The sequence below is a fragment of the Thermopolyspora sp. NPDC052614 genome, from assembly GCF_040678635.1.
In the GTDB taxonomy this organism is placed as follows: Bacteria; Actinomycetota; Actinomycetes; order Streptosporangiales; family Streptosporangiaceae; genus Thermopolyspora.
Genome location: NZ_JBFATZ010000010.1, coordinates 40,813 through 55,667 on the forward strand (window position 1 = coordinate 40,813; position 14,855 = coordinate 55,667).

Annotated in this window: 12 protein-coding genes and 1 tRNA gene; 8 read left to right on the forward strand and 5 right to left on the reverse strand. The window is 69.4% G+C overall.

Annotated elements, in window-relative coordinates:
- Positions 1-175 precede the first annotated feature (175 nt).
- Together AB0K60_RS21785 and AB0K60_RS21790 are read left to right on the forward strand one after the other, a co-directional pair.
- On the forward strand, positions 176-547 hold the full coding sequence (locus AB0K60_RS21785; RefSeq protein ID WP_364057720.1) for a DUF6247 family protein: 372 nt from the start codon (positions 176-178) through the stop codon (positions 545-547).
- On the forward strand, positions 548-802 hold the full coding sequence (locus AB0K60_RS21790; protein ID WP_364057723.1) for a hypothetical protein: 255 nt from the start codon (positions 548-550) through the stop codon (positions 800-802). It begins immediately after the preceding gene.
- Between the two features lie 127 nt (positions 803-929).
- On the opposite strand, the gene AB0K60_RS21795 is transcribed toward AB0K60_RS21790, so the two are convergent.
- From AB0K60_RS21795 to AB0K60_RS21815, 5 genes are all read right to left on the reverse strand, one after another.
- The gene (locus AB0K60_RS21795; protein ID WP_364057726.1) at positions 930-4,169 is read right to left on the reverse strand and encodes a TIM-barrel domain-containing protein; all 3,240 of its coding nucleotides are present in this window, start codon (positions 4,167-4,169) and stop codon (positions 930-932) included.
- A gap of 294 nt (positions 4,170-4,463) precedes the next feature.
- The gene (locus tag AB0K60_RS21800; RefSeq protein WP_364057729.1) at positions 4,464-5,363 is read right to left on the reverse strand and encodes an NUDIX hydrolase; all 900 of its coding nucleotides are present in this window, start codon (positions 5,361-5,363) and stop codon (positions 4,464-4,466) included.
- Positions 5,356-7,458, reverse strand: coding sequence for an RNA degradosome polyphosphate kinase (locus AB0K60_RS21805; protein ID WP_364057732.1), 2,103 nt, complete (start codon positions 7,456-7,458; stop codon positions 5,356-5,358). Before AB0K60_RS21805 ends, AB0K60_RS21800 begins: the two co-directional genes overlap by 8 nt.
- 62 nt (positions 7,459-7,520) lie before the next feature.
- Positions 7,521-8,546, reverse strand: coding sequence for a TetR family transcriptional regulator (locus tag AB0K60_RS21810; protein WP_364057735.1), 1,026 nt, complete (start codon positions 8,544-8,546; stop codon positions 7,521-7,523).
- A gap of 73 nt (positions 8,547-8,619) precedes the next feature.
- Positions 8,620-9,573: an acyl-CoA desaturase gene (locus AB0K60_RS21815; RefSeq protein ID WP_364057738.1), complete on the reverse strand. Its 954-nt coding sequence runs from the start codon at positions 9,571-9,573 to the stop codon at positions 8,620-8,622.
- A gap of 252 nt (positions 9,574-9,825) precedes the next feature.
- On the opposite strand from AB0K60_RS21815, the gene AB0K60_RS21820 reads away from it, so the two are divergent.
- The 6 genes from AB0K60_RS21820 to AB0K60_RS21845 all read left to right on the forward strand — a co-directional run bounded on the left by AB0K60_RS21820 (position 9,826) and on the right by AB0K60_RS21845 (position 14,849).
- A tRNA-Gln gene (locus AB0K60_RS21820) sits at positions 9,826-9,896 on the forward strand.
- A 195-nt stretch (positions 9,897-10,091) separates the two neighbouring features.
- Complete coding sequence (gene glmU / locus AB0K60_RS21825; protein WP_364057741.1) at positions 10,092-11,615, forward strand: bifunctional UDP-N-acetylglucosamine diphosphorylase/glucosamine-1-phosphate N-acetyltransferase GlmU; 1,524 nt, start codon at positions 10,092-10,094, stop codon at positions 11,613-11,615.
- A 1-nt stretch (position 11,616) separates the two neighbouring features.
- The gene (locus AB0K60_RS21830; protein WP_364057744.1) at positions 11,617-12,594 is read left to right on the forward strand and encodes a ribose-phosphate diphosphokinase; all 978 of its coding nucleotides are present in this window, start codon (positions 11,617-11,619) and stop codon (positions 12,592-12,594) included.
- A 100-nt stretch (positions 12,595-12,694) separates the two neighbouring features.
- Entirely contained in the window at positions 12,695-13,297 is a 603-nt protein-coding gene (locus AB0K60_RS21835) for a 50S ribosomal protein L25/general stress protein Ctc (RefSeq protein WP_364057747.1), read from the forward strand.
- Positions 13,298-13,404: 107 nt separating this feature from the next.
- Entirely contained in the window at positions 13,405-14,022 is a 618-nt protein-coding gene (pth, locus tag AB0K60_RS21840) for an aminoacyl-tRNA hydrolase (RefSeq protein ID WP_364057750.1), read from the forward strand.
- Positions 14,023-14,036: 14 nt separating this feature from the next.
- The gene (locus tag AB0K60_RS21845; protein WP_364057753.1) at positions 14,037-14,849 is read left to right on the forward strand and encodes a 3'(2'),5'-bisphosphate nucleotidase CysQ; all 813 of its coding nucleotides are present in this window, start codon (positions 14,037-14,039) and stop codon (positions 14,847-14,849) included.
- Positions 14,850-14,855: the final 6 nt, after the last annotated feature.

The following is a 14,855-nucleotide window of genomic DNA, read 5'->3' on the forward strand; positions in this document are numbered from 1 at the left end:
CCTGACCTTTTCAGACGGGGCCCTCAAGCGGAGGCTCGGCCGATCCTCCGGTTGAGGACCTTACGACGCCGAGTCACGCGTGTCGCCGTCCGTGAGCGGCTAAGCTCGGAGGGCGCGTGTATCACATGCGCTCGCCGGTCGGCCGGAACGCTCGTTGAGGCAAGGAGGCGGCAGCATGATTGCGGAGCCGTACGAGATGGCCATTGCGCGGACTCCGGAGCACATCGTGGAGTCGCTGAAGGCCGATCGGAGTCCCCGTAACATTCGTGCCTGCCTGCCGCCCGCGGATCGCGGCTACTTCGATAAGGACTACCGGCAGGCCATGGCCAAGGCCATCGAGGACATGGACCTCAGCCCTGTCCATGACCTGCTTTCGCACTGGTGGCACATCGCGCGGATGAAGGCCACCGGCGAGTATGAAGAGGTTCTGGATCAAGGAGCTCGCATCCAGGAGCAACTCGAGAACGGCACCTACGCTGCGGGTCGGCCCCTCCGTGAGGTTCTCGCCCAGCGCGCTGCCGAGCTTGGCGTGGAACTCGATCTGTAGATGTACACGGTTGACAAGGGCAAGCAGGTAGACGAGCAAATCGCTGCGCTACCGGCCGAGGCGCTCCCCGCCTTTCATGAGGTAACGGTGTTTCTTCAGGTCGCTCCGTGGAATGGGCATCCGTTCATCCGTGAGCGGCCTGACTCGCCGATACGGACGCGCACTTTCGGGACGGGTGGAGTGGGCATGGTCACCTACCTGATCGTGGAGTACCGGCGTCTGGTGGAGATCATCAACGTTGTCTGGTGCGGCTGACCTGCCGCGACAACGTGCCAGTAGGTCACGCTCGGTTGAGCGAACGAGCGCAGGACCCGCGTACCGCTATGCGGAGCGCATGATCGTTAGATGATCATGCGCTCCGCGTGACACTTGCCGCTCCGGACTACCTGTAGGTGACGGTGAGCGCCTTGTGGATGTCGTGGCGGGGGAGTTTGACGGTGAGGGTGTGGGTGGGGGCGTCCCAGGTGTAGGCGTCGGGGCGTAGGCGGGTGCCGTTGGCGGTGATGGTGGTGGGCTGGGTGGCGTTGTGGAAGGTGAGGGTCCATTCGCGGGTGGTTACCTGGCCGCGGTAGGAGCCTCGGGTGGGGTGGATTTTTACGGTGTTTGTGGGGCCGGAGCGGGTGTAGTCGATTTTTGTGGTGGCGGACCTGAGGCGCTTGATGGGGGCGCCGTCGTCCTCGTGGAGGGTGAAGGAGCCGGAGGCGCCCGCGCCGATGGTGAGGGTGACCTTGGTGAGGGGGTTTTGGACGTCGTTGGCGACGTCGTCGGTTCGGGTGAGCAGGATGCCGCCGGATCTGATGAAGACCGGCATCGTGTCCAGGCCGCCGGTGATGGTGTGGGTGGTGCCGCCGGCGTAGGTCTGGCCGGTGAAGTAGTCGGTCCACTCGCCCGGCGGGAACCAGACGGTGGTCGTGGCCGAGGTGCCGGGGGTGGTCACCGGGGCGACCAGGATGTCGGGGCCGTAGAGGTACTGGGTGGCGGCCGTGGTGTACGCCTTCTCCTCGGCCGGGTACTCCAGGTACATCGGGCGTACGATCGGGACGCCGGTGGCGGTGGCCTGTTTGGCGAGCGTGTAGGTGTAGGGGACGAGCCGCTCCCGCAGGTTGAGGAACTTGTTGGCCGAGGCGTTCGCCTCGGGGCCGTACTGCCAGGGGAGCCGGTCGCCGTGGTTGCTGTGCAGGCGGTCGATGGGCTGGAAGGTGGCGAGCTGGACCCAGCGGGCGTACAGGTCGTCGGGCAGCTTGGTGGTGTGCCGGGTCTCGTCGCCCACCTTGTACGTCTCCGACCCCTGGAGGTTGCCGGGATCATTGTGGCCGCCGATGTCGTGGCTGATGGAGGCCATGCCGGTGGCGGCCGACTCGCCCGGGGTGGCGCCGACGATGTAGCGGAGGGTGCCCCAGCTTCCGGTGGAGTCGCCGGTGAAGTGCAGGGTGGAGCGCTTCTCGGCCCACGGGCCGGTCGGCAGGCCGGAGGGTCCGCCGTACGGGCCGGACTGCAGGGAGCCGTAGGCGCGCGAGATGACGAACCCGCGGCCGATGAGCCGGTCCGTGCGGGCGGCGTACTGGTAGTTGATCCAGGCGTCGGGGGTCACGCCGGCTTGCGAGGACTGCGCGGCGTCGCAGCACCAGTCGAGCCACCAGAAGTCGTTGCCCTGCTGCTCCATGCTCGTGTGCAGGTCCAGGTAGGCCTTGAGCTGGTCGGGGTCGCCCCAGTCGAAGACGTAGCACTCGGGGCCGCCGGGGCAGCCGACCTTGCGCAGCTTGCCCTTCGCGGTGGCCTGGGCCTGGGCGAACTTCGGATCCTCGGCGAGGATGCTCGGGTGGATGTTGAGCACGTTGCGCAGGCCCTGGGACTCGGCCCAGTCGAAGAAGCCCTTCGGGTCGGGGAACTTGGTGCGGTCGATGTCCCAGCCGCTCCAGGCGTTGGGTGACTTGAAGTCGGTGTCGACGACCAGGACGTCGAGCGGTACGCCCTCGGAGCGGAACCTGGGCAGGATGCGGTCGCGGTAGTCGGCGGCGGTGCGGTCGAAGTACTGCGAGTACCACACCCCGTACGCCCACCGGGGCAGCAGCGCGGGCGGGCCGGTCAGCGTGGCGAGGTCGGACAGGCCCCGCTTGTAGTCCTGGCCGTAGCCGAACACATAGCCGTCCTGGTACGGCGCGCCCTCGTGGCCCGGACGCGGCGATACCTTCGTGGATCCGGGGGTGAACAGGGCGGACGGGGTGTCGTCGAGGAGATACCAGCCGTCCCGGTGCAGCAGGCCCGGGGTGGCCGGCGGGTCGCCCCGCTCGCCGTCCACGCCGTCGAGGCTGCGGCGGTAGCCGCCGAGGGCGAGGTGCGGCGGCGGCGCGGGGGCGCCCGCGGCGGTCACCGCGATCGTGTCCGGGTTGATGTGGCAGCTCGCGGCCTCGGGGCAGCCGATGGTGATGTCGTTGGCGCCCGCCTTGAGATCGATCGGGGCCGTCATCGTGGCCCAGGTGTCCCAGTCGTCCGTGGCGGGGAAGGACAGCGTCCGCGTGTCGTCGCCGACGGTGACCGTGGCCGTGCGCGTCTGGTGCAGGTTGTCGCCGCCGACGCCGTTGGCGTACCGGACGTGCAGGGAGTAGGTGCCGTCGGCGGGCACCTCCACCAGATGCGTGGTCAGGCTCGACCCCTGGTGCACCTCGCCGAGGAAGCCCTTGCCTGCGTACCCGCGGTGGTCGGTGGCCACGTGCGCGGAACCGCCGATCCGGGCGGCCTCGGCCTCGCAGCTCACGCCGTACCGGCAGTCCGTGATGGCCGTGGCCGAGGTCGGCGGGTAGCCGGCGTCCGGCGCGGTCACTGCGACGCTGTCGACGTTGACGTGGCCGGAGTCCTCCGCCGTGCGGGTCAGCGCGATCGTGTGACGGCCCGCGGCGAGCCGCATGTCGGCGGTGGCGATGCTCCAGGTGTCCCAGTTCGGGGTGGGCGGCAGCGTCACCTGCGGGCCCGCGCCCCCGTCCACCGACAGGCTCAGGGTGCGCGTGGTGTGCTGCTGGTCGCCGCCGACGGCGTTGGAGTAGCGGATGGCGAACCGGTACATTCCGGCGGTGGCGACGTTCACCTGGGCGGTCAGCGAGTTCCCCGCGCCCTCGAAACCGGCGAGGAAGCCCGAGCCGGTGTAGCCGCCGTGGTCGGCGGCCGGGGCCAACCCCGAGTAGGACTGGTCCTCGACCTCGCAGAGCGCGCCGACGTCACACGTCAGCGGCCGCCAGGGGGTGGCGGTGACGGGCGTGTCACCGGCCTTGAGGTCCACGACGAGGTTCCGCGGGCTGAACGGCCCCGAATTCAGCCGGTAGCGCAGGGTGAGCGCGCTCGTTTTGATGGTGAGCCAGCCCTTGGACGTGGTCGAGGTGAAGCGCGGCGGCGAGAACGAGTCGCGGCCGATCACGTTGAACGTCGCGGCATCGACGAACTTGCCGTCGCCCGCGTACTCGGTCCGGATCAGGGTGGGGGACAGCACCTGGAAGCGGGCGTCCTCCGCCTTCACCGTCCCGTCGTGGCCGCGGGCCGCCGCCGCCGGGCCGCCGCCGGTGATCGCCGTCGCCGCGACGACCCCCGCGGCCGTGGCGACGGCGACGGCCCGGTGCAGCGCGCGCGGCACGCGCCACCGTGTCGTCGTCCATGATCGGGTTCTGCTCGCGGGTGCCTGGGCCTTGCGTCTCATGGTCACCTCGTACGTGGGAGGGGTGAGCGCCGGAACAGTTGTCCCAACCGGTCACGTTCGGTCAGCCGAACGATCGAACATGACCGATTTACGGCAACTATTGACCAAGGAAAACCGGAAGGCAAGACGGAAAAATCACTCGCGACGCGCGGTGAGTGTGAGAACACGCGGCCCGCGCACGGGTGACTCCGGCACGATCATGGCACAATGCCGTGCCCGCGCACGGGAGGATCAGATGATGTAGCGCTCCAACGCCACGATCCGGCCGTCGGCGTGGTGGGCGACGGCGAAGGCGCCCTTGCGCAGCTGGGTGTCGACGAGGCGTCCGCCCTCGTCGAAGCGGCGCTCGCAGACCCCGGTGATCAGCTCGGGGAGGACCTTGCCGTGGCTGCAGACGGCGGTGGGGAGCCCGGCGTCGATCAGGGCGAGGGTCAGCCGGAGGGAGTCGCGGGCGTCGTAGCCCGTCTCGGACAGCAGCTTCTCGCGGCGGACCTCCAGGCCCTCACGCAGCGCGTACGGCTTGAGCGTCTGCACGCACCGGCGGCTGGGCGAGCTCACCAGGACGGTGGGCCGGTACGCGGGCAGGATGCGGGCCAGATCGTCGGCCTGGGCCTCGCCGACCTCGTCCAGCGGCCGGCGGTCGTCGTCGCCCTTCCACTCCTGCCGCCCGCCGGCGGTGCCGTGCCGGATGAACAGCAGGGGGATGGTGACCAGCGGCCCGGCCATGAGGGCGCGCAGCAGGCCGGTGTCCCACTCGAAGGACAGGCGCTCGCGGGCCCGGTCGAGCGGCAGCCAGGCCAGCTCGTCCACCTCGCCGCCCGCGTTGAGCTCGCCGTACTCGGCGACCCGCGCCACCCAGTAGTCCACCCGCTTGAGCCTGCCGCGCCGCAGGTAGTGGATCGGCGGCAGCGCGCGGCCGAGCACCACGCGCAGGCCGGTCTCCTCCTCCACCTCGCGCAGGCAGCCCTCGATCACGTGCTCGCCGGGCTTGAGCTTGCCCTTGGGGAAGGTCCAGTCGTCGTACTTGGGCCGGTGGATGACCGCGACCTCGGGGGACCGGGGATCGCCCCGCCAGACGACCGCGCCCGCGGCGTGGATCAGATCGATGGGCTGGGCGTGGGGTTCAATCATCTACCGTCCTCCACCGGCGCGTCGCAACCAGATGATGGTGCAAATCGACGAGGGGCTCGCCGTTCTCGTTGCGGTGGTGGCGGGTCCAGGAGCCGTCGGGGGCGAGCCACCAGCTCGCGGTGGTGTCGGAGAACGCCAGGTCGAGCAGGTCCGACAGGTAGCCGCGGTGCTGCGGGCTCGACACCTTCACCAGGGCCTCCACCCGGCGGTCGATGTTGCGGCGCATAAGGTCGGCACTCCCGATCCAGATCTCCGGGCGTCGGCCCCCGCCGAACTCGTAGATCCGCGAGTGTTCCAAGAACCGGCCCAAAATGCTTCTCACCCGGATCGTCTCCGACAAACCTGGGATTCCCGGCCGGAGCGCACAGATGCCGCGAACCCACAGGTCGATGGGAACCCCGGCCTGGGAGGCCCGGTAGAGCGCGTCGATGATCGGCTCGTCCACGAGCGAGTTGGTCTTGATCCGGATCCGCCCGGGACGGCCCGCCCGCACGTGGGCGACCTCCCGCTCGATCCGGGCGAGCAGGCCCGAGCGCAGCGAGTGGGGGGCGACCAGCAGCCGCCGGTACGCCGAGTGGTTGGAGTATCCGGTCAGGTGGATGAACAGGTCGGTGACGTCCTCGCCGATCAGCCGGTCGGCGGTGAGCAGGCCGAGGTCCTCGTACTGCCGGGCCGTCTTGGGGTTGTAGTTGCCGGTGCCGATGTGGCAGTAGGTGCGCAGCTCCCCGGAGGCCTCCTGGCGTACCACGAGCGCGAGCTTGCAGTGCGTCTTGAGGCCGACCACCCCGTACACCACGTGGCAGCCGGCCTTCTCCAGCTTGCGCGCCCAGGAGATGTTGGCGTGCTCGTCGAACCGCGCCTTGATCTCCACCACGACGACGACCTGCTTGCCCGCCTCGGCGGCGTCGATCAGCGCGTCCACGATGGGGGAGTCGCCGCTGGTGCGGTAGAGGGTCTGTTTGATCGCCAGCACGTCGGGGTCGGCCGCCGCCTGCTCGATGAAGCGCTGCACGCTGGTGGCGAAGGAGTCGTACGGGTGGTGCAGCAGCACGTCCCGCTCGCGCAGCATGGCGAAGATGTCGTCCTCGGCGTGCACCGCCTCGGCCGGCACGAACGGGCGGTAGCTCAGCTCGCCGCGGTCGAGGTCGGCGATGGCGTGCATGCCGGTCAGGTCGAGCGGGCCGGGCAGGCGGTAGATCTCGTGCTCGGCGACGCCGAGCTCGTCCACGAGCAGGTCGAGCACCTCGCGGCTGATGGTGTTCTCGACCTCCAGCCGCACCGGCGGGCCGAAGCGGCGCTTGAGCAGCTCGCGTTCGAGCGCCTGCATGAGGTTCTCGGTGACGTCCTCATCGACCTCCAGGTCCTCGTTCCTGGTGACCCGGAACACGTCGTGCGAGACGATCTCCATGCCCTTGAAGAGCTGGCCCAGGTGGGCGGCGATGACGTCTTCGAGCGGGACGAAGCGGTTGTTCGACACCGAGACGAAGCGGGGGAGCTGGGAGGGCACCTTCACCCTGGCGAACACGGTCTGGCCGGTCGCCGGGTTGCGCACGGTCACGGCGAGGTTGAGGGACAGGCCGGAGATGTACGGGAACGGGTGGGCGGGGTCGACGGCGAGCGGGGTGAGCACCGGGCGGATGCGGTCGCGGAACAACTTGCGCAGCTCGGTGCGATCGTCGCGGGTCAGGTCGTTCCACCGTACGATCTCGATGCCCTCGGCCGCGAGGGCGGGCAGGAGCTGCTCGTGGAAGCAGGCCGAGTGCCGGTGGGCGAGCTCGTCGGCGATCGCGGCGATCCGCGCCAGCTCCTCGCGCGGCTTCAGGCCGCTCTTGGTGCGCAGCAGCAGGCCGGTGGCCATGCGGCGCTTGAGCCCGGCGACGCGCACCCGGAAGAACTCGTCGAGGTTGCTCGCGAAGATCGCCAGAAACCGTACGCGTTCCAGCAGCGGAATCGAAGGATCCTCGGCCAGTTCCAGCACGCGCTGGTTGAACTTGAGCCAGCTTTCCTCGCGGTTGAGGAACCGCTCAGGGGGCAGCGGAGCGGGCTCGAGGGATCCCCTGTTCTCCGGGACAGAGTGCACGATTCCGGCAGACATATGACAAAACTGCCCTAACTTGTTGAACGGCACGTGAACTACGCAGCAACGAACATCTCAAGTTAGTCGGTCAAACCGGATTCGTCAGCATCCCGGAGGGAACGGGCGGGATCCTGGTTCGAGGCTCCCACCTGCGGCGACACTGTGGCGGCGGGGTGGGCGACGGGATGTGAGGCGGGTTCCTGCCAGCCTGGGGCGGGAGCGGGAGGGGGCCTGTCGCGCTCGCCTCCGGCCCGTTCGGCCAGCTTCGCCTGCCGCGCCGCGAGCTTGGCCTGCTCGCGCAGCTCGCGCTGGCGGGCCTTCTCCCGCTCGCGCTGCAGCTTTTCCTGCTCCTTGAGCTGCCGCTCGCGCGCCTTCTCCTGCTCCTTGAGCTGCCGTTCCCTGGCCTTCTCCTGCTCGCGCAGCTCCTTGCTGGTCAGCGGCGCGGTGGTGACCGTGGTGGACGGCGGCGTGACGATCAGGCCGCGCGACTCACCACTGATCACGGGCCGCGGGTCCAGGTTGTTCAGCCCGTTCCAGGCGAGGTTCACCACGTGCGCGGCGACCTCCTCGCGGGGCGGCTTGCGCACGTCCAGCCACCACTGCCCGGTGAGCGCGACCATGCCCACGAGCATCTGGGCGTACATGGGGGAGTAGCGCGGATCGTAGCCGTGCGCGGAGGCGGCCTCGGCGAGCACGTCCTCGACCTGGTTGGCGATCTCGCTGATCAGGCTGGCGAACGTGCCGGTGCCGGAGGCGGCGTGCGAGTCGCGCACGAGGATGCGGAAGCCCTCGCTGCTCTCCTCGATGTACTGCAGCATGGCGAGGGCGGCACGCTCCAGCTTCAGCCGCGGCGGGGCGTCGACCAGCGACTGGGACACCATGCTCAGCAGGCGCTGCATCTCCCGGTCCACCACGACCGCGTAGATGCCTTCCTTGGCGCCGAAGTGTTCGTATACGACTGGTTTGGAGACACTCGCACTCGCGGCGATCTCCTCGATCGAGGTCCCGTCGAAGCCCTTTTCGGCGAAGAGAGCCCGGCTGACCCCGATCAACTGCTCTCGACGTTCCTTGCCGGTCATGCGTCTGCGGGATCGGGGTTCCGTCATATGTCAAATAATGGCCCGCGCGCCGGGGTGAGAGGCAACTCGATCACACCGGCGCGCATGCTGATCATGGAGGTCAAGCGGCGGCCTTCACGGCCCGTTTCGCCGCTAGTCGCGCTGGATCGGGCCATCGTACGTCGTAAACCCACCCGAGTTGTTCGAACCATCGAATCACCCGGGCGCTTGGATCGAGCTGGCCCTTGAGCGCGCCGTGCCGGGCGCAGGTCGGGTCGGCGTGGTGCAGGTTGTGCCAGGACTCGCCGAACGACGGGATCGCCAGCCACCACACGTTGCGCGACTTGTCGCGCACCTCGAAGTCCTCGTTGCCGAAGACGTGGCAGATGGAGTTGATCGACCAGGTGACGTGGTGGAGCAGCGCGATGCGGACCAGGGTGCCCCAGAAGAACGCGGTGAGCGCGCCGGTGAGCGACCAGGTGACCAGGCCGCCGATCAGCGGGGGCAGCAGCAGCGACGCCGCCACCAGCCACGGGAACAGGTCGTGGATGCGCTTGACGTCCTTGTCGGCGAGCAGGTCGCGGGCGTAGCGCTCGCGGTTGGTGCGCTCGCTGGAGAACAGCCAGCCCACATGGGCGTAGATCAGGCCCTTGATCAGGGCCTTCCAGTCGCCGCCGAAGCGCCACGGCGAGTGCGGGTCGCCCTCCTTGTCGGAGTATTTGTGGTGGCGGCGGTGCGTGGCCACCCAGTCGATGACCCCCATCTCCAGGGCCATGCTGCCGGCCACGCCGAGCGCGATCTTCAAGGCCCGGTTCGAGGTCTTGAACGAGCCGTGGGTGAAGTAGCGGTGGAAACCGACCGTGATGCCGAGACCGGTGATCACGTAGAAGACGGCGAGGATGACGACGTCGCTCCAGCCGATGAACGCCCCCCAGGCCATGGGGATCGCGGCGAAGAGCGCGAGGAAGGGAACGACGACGAAGACGGCCAGGAGCACGCGTTCGAAGTTGCTCTTCGGTTCGGGTTCCAGTTCGGGTCGTGGCGCGGGGGGTACTCGATCGACGGCGACTGTCATGGGCTACCTCACGTGGTTGGGATGTGCTGGCTACGCCACCGTAACCTACGCCAGCGTAAGTATGGAATCCCGTCGTGATAAATGTGGGGAAGGTTACGTCTCGCCCTGGTCTTCGTGGTGCTTCCGCCCCTTGCGCGACGCCGGGTCATCTGCTACTGCCCAATTTGGGCGCGCACAACCGCGATGAGGTCGGTATCCTGTGGATCGTGTTCCATGCGTGCGGGAACCGGATAAACGCCTGGTTGCCGCCTATCCCGGGTCGTCTAGGGGCAAGACTACAGATTTTGGTTCTGTCAACGGAGGTTCGAATCCTCCCCCGGGAGCCGATGCGCAGAACGGATCCGGCCGGACCCGTCCGGGCGTCCCACGGTGCCCCCGGGTGCCGTCCGGGAGACGGCAGGTAAGCTCACCATGGCGGGTGGGTAGCCGTTGGGTGCGTGAGTACCGCTGAGGTGCTCTGGGTAGCTGTCGGTTGTCCTTTCCGTCATGTCCATCAGACGCCGAGGGAGCCGCAGTCCGTGAGTGTGCCGCGCCCGGCCGCAGTCATCGTCCTCGCCGCAGGCGAGGGCACCCGAATGAAGTCCAAGAAACCGAAGGTCCTGCACGAGCTGTGCGGCCTCGCGCTGCTCGATCACATGCTCGCCGCCGCGCGCGGCCTGGAACCCGACCGGCTGATCCTCGTGACCGGCCACGCCCGGGAGCAGGTCGAGGCGCACGTCGCCGCGACCAGCCCCGACGCCCAGACCGTCGTCCAGGAGGTACGGCGCGGCACCGGCCACGCCGTGCGCACCGTCCTGGAGAAGGCCGGGCCGATCGAGGGCACGATCCTGGTCACCTACGGCGACACGCCCCTGCTGCGCACCGAGACCCTCGCCGAGCTGCTGGCGACGCACGCCCGGGAGGGCAACGCCGTCACCGTGCTCACCGCCGAGGTGCCCGACCCGACCGGGTACGGCAGGATCGTGCGGGACGCGGCCGGAGCCGTGCTGAGGATCGTCGAGGAGAAGGACGCCACGCCCGAGGAGCGGGCGATCCGCGAGATGAACTCCGGCGTGTACGCCTTCGACGGCGTGCTGCTCGCCGACGCCGTCAAACGCGTCTCCACGGCCAACGCGCAGGGCGAGGAGTACCTCACCGACGTGCTCGCCATCCTGCGCGAGGACGGCCACCGGGTCGGCGCGTACGTCGCCGCCGACCACGCGGAGGTCGAGGGCGTCAACGACCGGGTGCAGCTCGCCGCCGCCCGGCAGGTGCTCAACCGCCGCATCCTCGAACGCCACATGCGCGACGGGGTGACCGTGATCGACCCGGCCTCCACCTGGATCGACGCGAACGTCGTGCTCGAACCCGACGTGGTGATCCACCCGGGCACCCAGCTGCACGGCCGTACGGTGGTGGCCGAGGGCGCCGAGATCGGCCCGGGCAGCACGCTCACCGACACCGTCGTGGGCGAGGAGGCGGTGGTGCGCAACGCGGTGTGCGTGAGCGCGCGGATCGGCCCGCAGGCCCAGGTGGGACCGTTCGCCTACCTGCGTCCCGGCACGGTGCTCGCCCGCAAGGCGAAGGCCGGGACCTTCGTGGAGATGAAGAACGCCCAGGTCGGCGAGGGCACCAAGGTGCCGCACCTGACCTACGCGGGCGACGCCGTGATCGGGGCGGGGTCGAACATCGGCGCCGCCACGGTCTTCGTGAACTACGACGGCGTGAACAAGCACAAAACAGTCGTGGGGGACCACGCGTTCGTCGGCTGCGACACCATGCTCGTCGCTCCGGTGACCGTGGGAGACGGCGCCTACACGGCGGCCGGCTCAGTGATCACCGATGACGTCCCGCCGGGCGCGATCGGTGTGGCGAGGGAGCGGCAGCGCAACGTCGGGGAGTGGGTGCTGCGCAGGCGCGCGGGCACCGCCTCCGCGGCGGCGGCGCGGCGGGCCATTGCCAGGCAGACCGAAGAGGCCTACCAGGGTGAACAGGCCGAAGAGGTCGACAAGGCCGGGGCGGCCGAGGGTGCCGTACCGGCCGAAGAACAACGGGAGAAGTAACGTGAGCGGCATGAAACTACCTGGTGAGAACAACCTCATGTTCTTCTCCGGCCGGGCCCATCCGGAACTGGCCGAAGAGGTGGCGCGTCATCTCGGGGTCGAGATCACCCCGACCAAGCTGACCGATTTCGCGAACGGCGAGATCTACGCCCGCTACCTGGAGTCGGTACGCGGCTGCGACGCCTTCGTGATCCAGAGTCACACCGACCCCATCAACAAGTGGATCATGGAGCAGTTGGTCATGGTGGACGCGCTCAAGCGGGCCTCCGCCAAGCGCATCACCGTGGTCATGCCGTTCTTCGGGTACGCGCGCCAGGACAAGAAGGGCCGCGGACGCGAGCCCATCACGGCCCGTCTCATGACGGATCTGTTCCGCACCGCGGGCGCGGACCGGCTCATGTCGGTGGACCTGCACACCCCGCAGATCCAGGGCTTCTTCGACGGCCCGGTGGACCACCTGTTCGCCCTGCCCGTGCTCGCCGGCTACCTCGGCGGCAAGCTCGACCCCGCCACCACCACGATCGTCTCGCCCGACACCGGCCGCGTACGGCTCGCCGAACGCTGGGCCGAGCAGCTCGGCACGCCGGTGGCGTTCATCCACAAGCGCCGCGACCTCGACGTGGCCAACCAGGTGAAGGTCTTCGAGGTGGTCGGGCAGGTGGCGGGCCGTACCTGTGTGCTGATCGACGACATGATCGACACGGGCGGCACAATCTGCAAGGCGGCCGACGCGCTCTACGAGCAGGGCGCGGTGAACGTCGTCGCGGCGGCCACCCACGCGGTCTTCTCCGGCCCCGCCGTGGACTGGCTGAAGAACTCGGCGATCAGCGAGGTGGTCGTCACCAACACGCTGCCGATCCCCGAGGAGAAGCGGTTCGACAAGCTCACCGAGCTGTCGATCGCCCCGATGATCGCGCGGGCCATCACCGAGGTGTTCACCAACGGCTCGGTCACCAGCCTCTTCGAGGGCGACACCTGAGCTAGACTGGCCGGGTTGCGCGCGCTCGTAACGCCTTCCGCTAGGGCGGGTGAGGGGGAGCGCGTTCTCCGATCGATCATCAATCCCTAGGAGTTTCGTCGTGGCCGAAGTACGCATCAAAGCCGAGAAGCGCACCCGGTTCGGCAAGGGTGCCGCGCGTAAGATCCGCCGGGAACACAAGGTTCCCGCCGTGCTGTACGGCCACGGCACCGAGACCAGGCACCTCACCCTGCCCGGTCACGACCTTATGATCGCGCTCCGCACGCCGAACGTGCTCATCCGGCTGGAGGGCGACGGCATCAACGAGATCGCGCTGCCCAAGGGCGTGCAGCGCGACCCGATCAAGGGCTTCCTGGAGCACGTCGACCTGCTGCTGGTCAAGCGCGGCGAGCGGGTCACCGTGGAGCTTCCCGTGGTGGTCACCGGCGAGCCGGTCTCCGACGGCGTGCTCGACCAGCAGATGGTGACCGTGTCCATCGAGGCCGAGGCCACCCACATCCCGCAGAACGTCGAGGTGAACGTCGACGGCTTCGAGATCGGCCACGCCGTGCACGCCTCCGACCTGAAGCTGCCCACCGGCGCCACGCTGCTCGCCGAGCCGGACGCGCTGGTCCTGCACATCCTGCCCGCCCAGGGCGGCGAGGCCCCCGCCGAGGGCGAGGGCGAAGGCGAGGCCGCTGCGGCCGAGGCCGCGGCCGAGTAAGGATTTCCCGCGCTCACCCGCGAATCCAGACGGACGCCGGGCGGTCGATCATGGCCGCCCGGCCGCTCGTGTGCTTGGGCCGGGTCCGATGAGGAGGTTGATCGGCTGTGACGACGCAGGAGACGGCGGCACGGCGATGGCTGGTCGTCGGTCTTGGCAACCCCGGGCCGGAGTACGCCGGGAACCGGCACAACGCGGGCTTCATGGTGCTGGACGAACTCGCCGCGCGGGTCGGCGGGCGTTTCAAGGCGCACCGGTCCCACACCGAGGTGCTCGAAGGGCGGCTCGCCGGGCAGTCGGTGGTGCTGGCCAAGCCGCGGTCGTACATGAACCTCTCCGGCGGGCCGGTGAAGGCGATCGCCGATTTCCACAAGGTGCCGACGGGGAACATCGTCGTCGTGCACGACGAGCTGGACATCCCCTTCGGCGCGCTGCGGCTCAAGTTCGGCGGCGGGGACAACGGGCACAACGGCCTGCGATCCATCACGAAATCCATCGGGACCAGGGACTACTTCCGGGTGCGTTTCGGGGTCGGCCGTCCGCCGGGGCGGATGGACCCGGCCGTGTACGTGCTGCGCGACTTCGCCACGGCGGAGCGCAGGGACCTGCCGCTGCTGGTGGACCGGGCGGCGGACGCGGTGGAGTGCCTGCTCGTCAACGGCCTCGACGTCACCCAGAACCGTTTCCACGCCGCCGACCTCAACCCCGCCAAGCCGCCTCGCTGAGGAGCCCGCAACACGTGAACGTACGCGACGACCACGAACTGGCGCGAGACCTGGCCACCGAGGCCGGGGAGCGGCTGCTTGAGCTGCGCGCCCGCCGCGCCGACGGCGACCCGAAGTCGGTGCGCGACGCCGGCGACCAGGGCTCGCACCGCTTCCTCACCGACGCCCTCGCCCGGCTCCGGCCGACCGACCTGGTGCTGTCGGAGGAGGCGACCCGCGAGGAGCGGCTCGACCCGCGCCGCCTCACCGCCGACCGCGTGTGGATCATCGACCCGCTCGACGGCACACGCGAGTTCGGCGAGCCGGGGCGCACCGACTGGGCGGTGCACGTGGCCCTGTGGGAGCGCGACCGTGGCGGCGACGGGGGCGGCGGCGACGGCGACGACGCCCCGGCGGGCAGGCTCACCGCGGGGGCCGTGGCGCTGCCCGCGCAGGGCCGTACCCTCTCCACGACCGAGCCCCCCGAACCGGCCAAGCCCGGCGACCGGCGACCGCGCATCGTGGTGAGCCGGACCCGCCCGCCGGAGTTCGTGCGCGACCTCGCCGACCTCGTGGGGGCGGACCTGGTGCCGATGGGCTCGGCCGGAGCCAAGATCGCCGCCGTGCTCACCGGCGAGGCCGACGCGTACGTGCACTCCGGCGGGCAGTACGAGTGGGACTCGGCCGCCCCGGTCGCCGTCGCGCTCGCCGCGGGGGTGCACGCCAGCCGCATCGACGGCTCACCCCTGACCTACAACCAGGTCGACCCATCCCTGCCGGATATCCTGGTCTCCCTACCGGATCTGGCGCCGACGTTGCTCGCCGGCATCCGCGATCTGCACCGTTAGGGGAAG

Coding starts and splice junctions, on each gene's coding strand:
- AB0K60_RS21785 (WP_364057720.1), top strand. CDS start 176: ATGATTGCGGAGCCGTACGAGATGGCCATTGCGCGGACTCCGGAGCAC.
- AB0K60_RS21790 (WP_364057723.1), top strand. CDS start 548: ATGTACACGGTTGACAAGGGCAAGCAGGTAGACGAGCAAATCGCTGCG.
- AB0K60_RS21800 (WP_364057729.1), bottom strand. CDS start 5,363: ATGATTGAACCCCACGCCCAGCCCATCGATCTGATCCACGCCGCGGGC.
- AB0K60_RS21805 (WP_364057732.1), bottom strand. CDS start 7,458: ATGTCTGCCGGAATCGTGCACTCTGTCCCGGAGAACAGGGGATCCCTC.
- AB0K60_RS21810 (WP_364057735.1), bottom strand. CDS start 8,546: ATGACGGAACCCCGATCCCGCAGACGCATGACCGGCAAGGAACGTCGA.
- AB0K60_RS21815 (WP_364057738.1), bottom strand. CDS start 9,573: ATGACAGTCGCCGTCGATCGAGTACCCCCCGCGCCACGACCCGAACTG.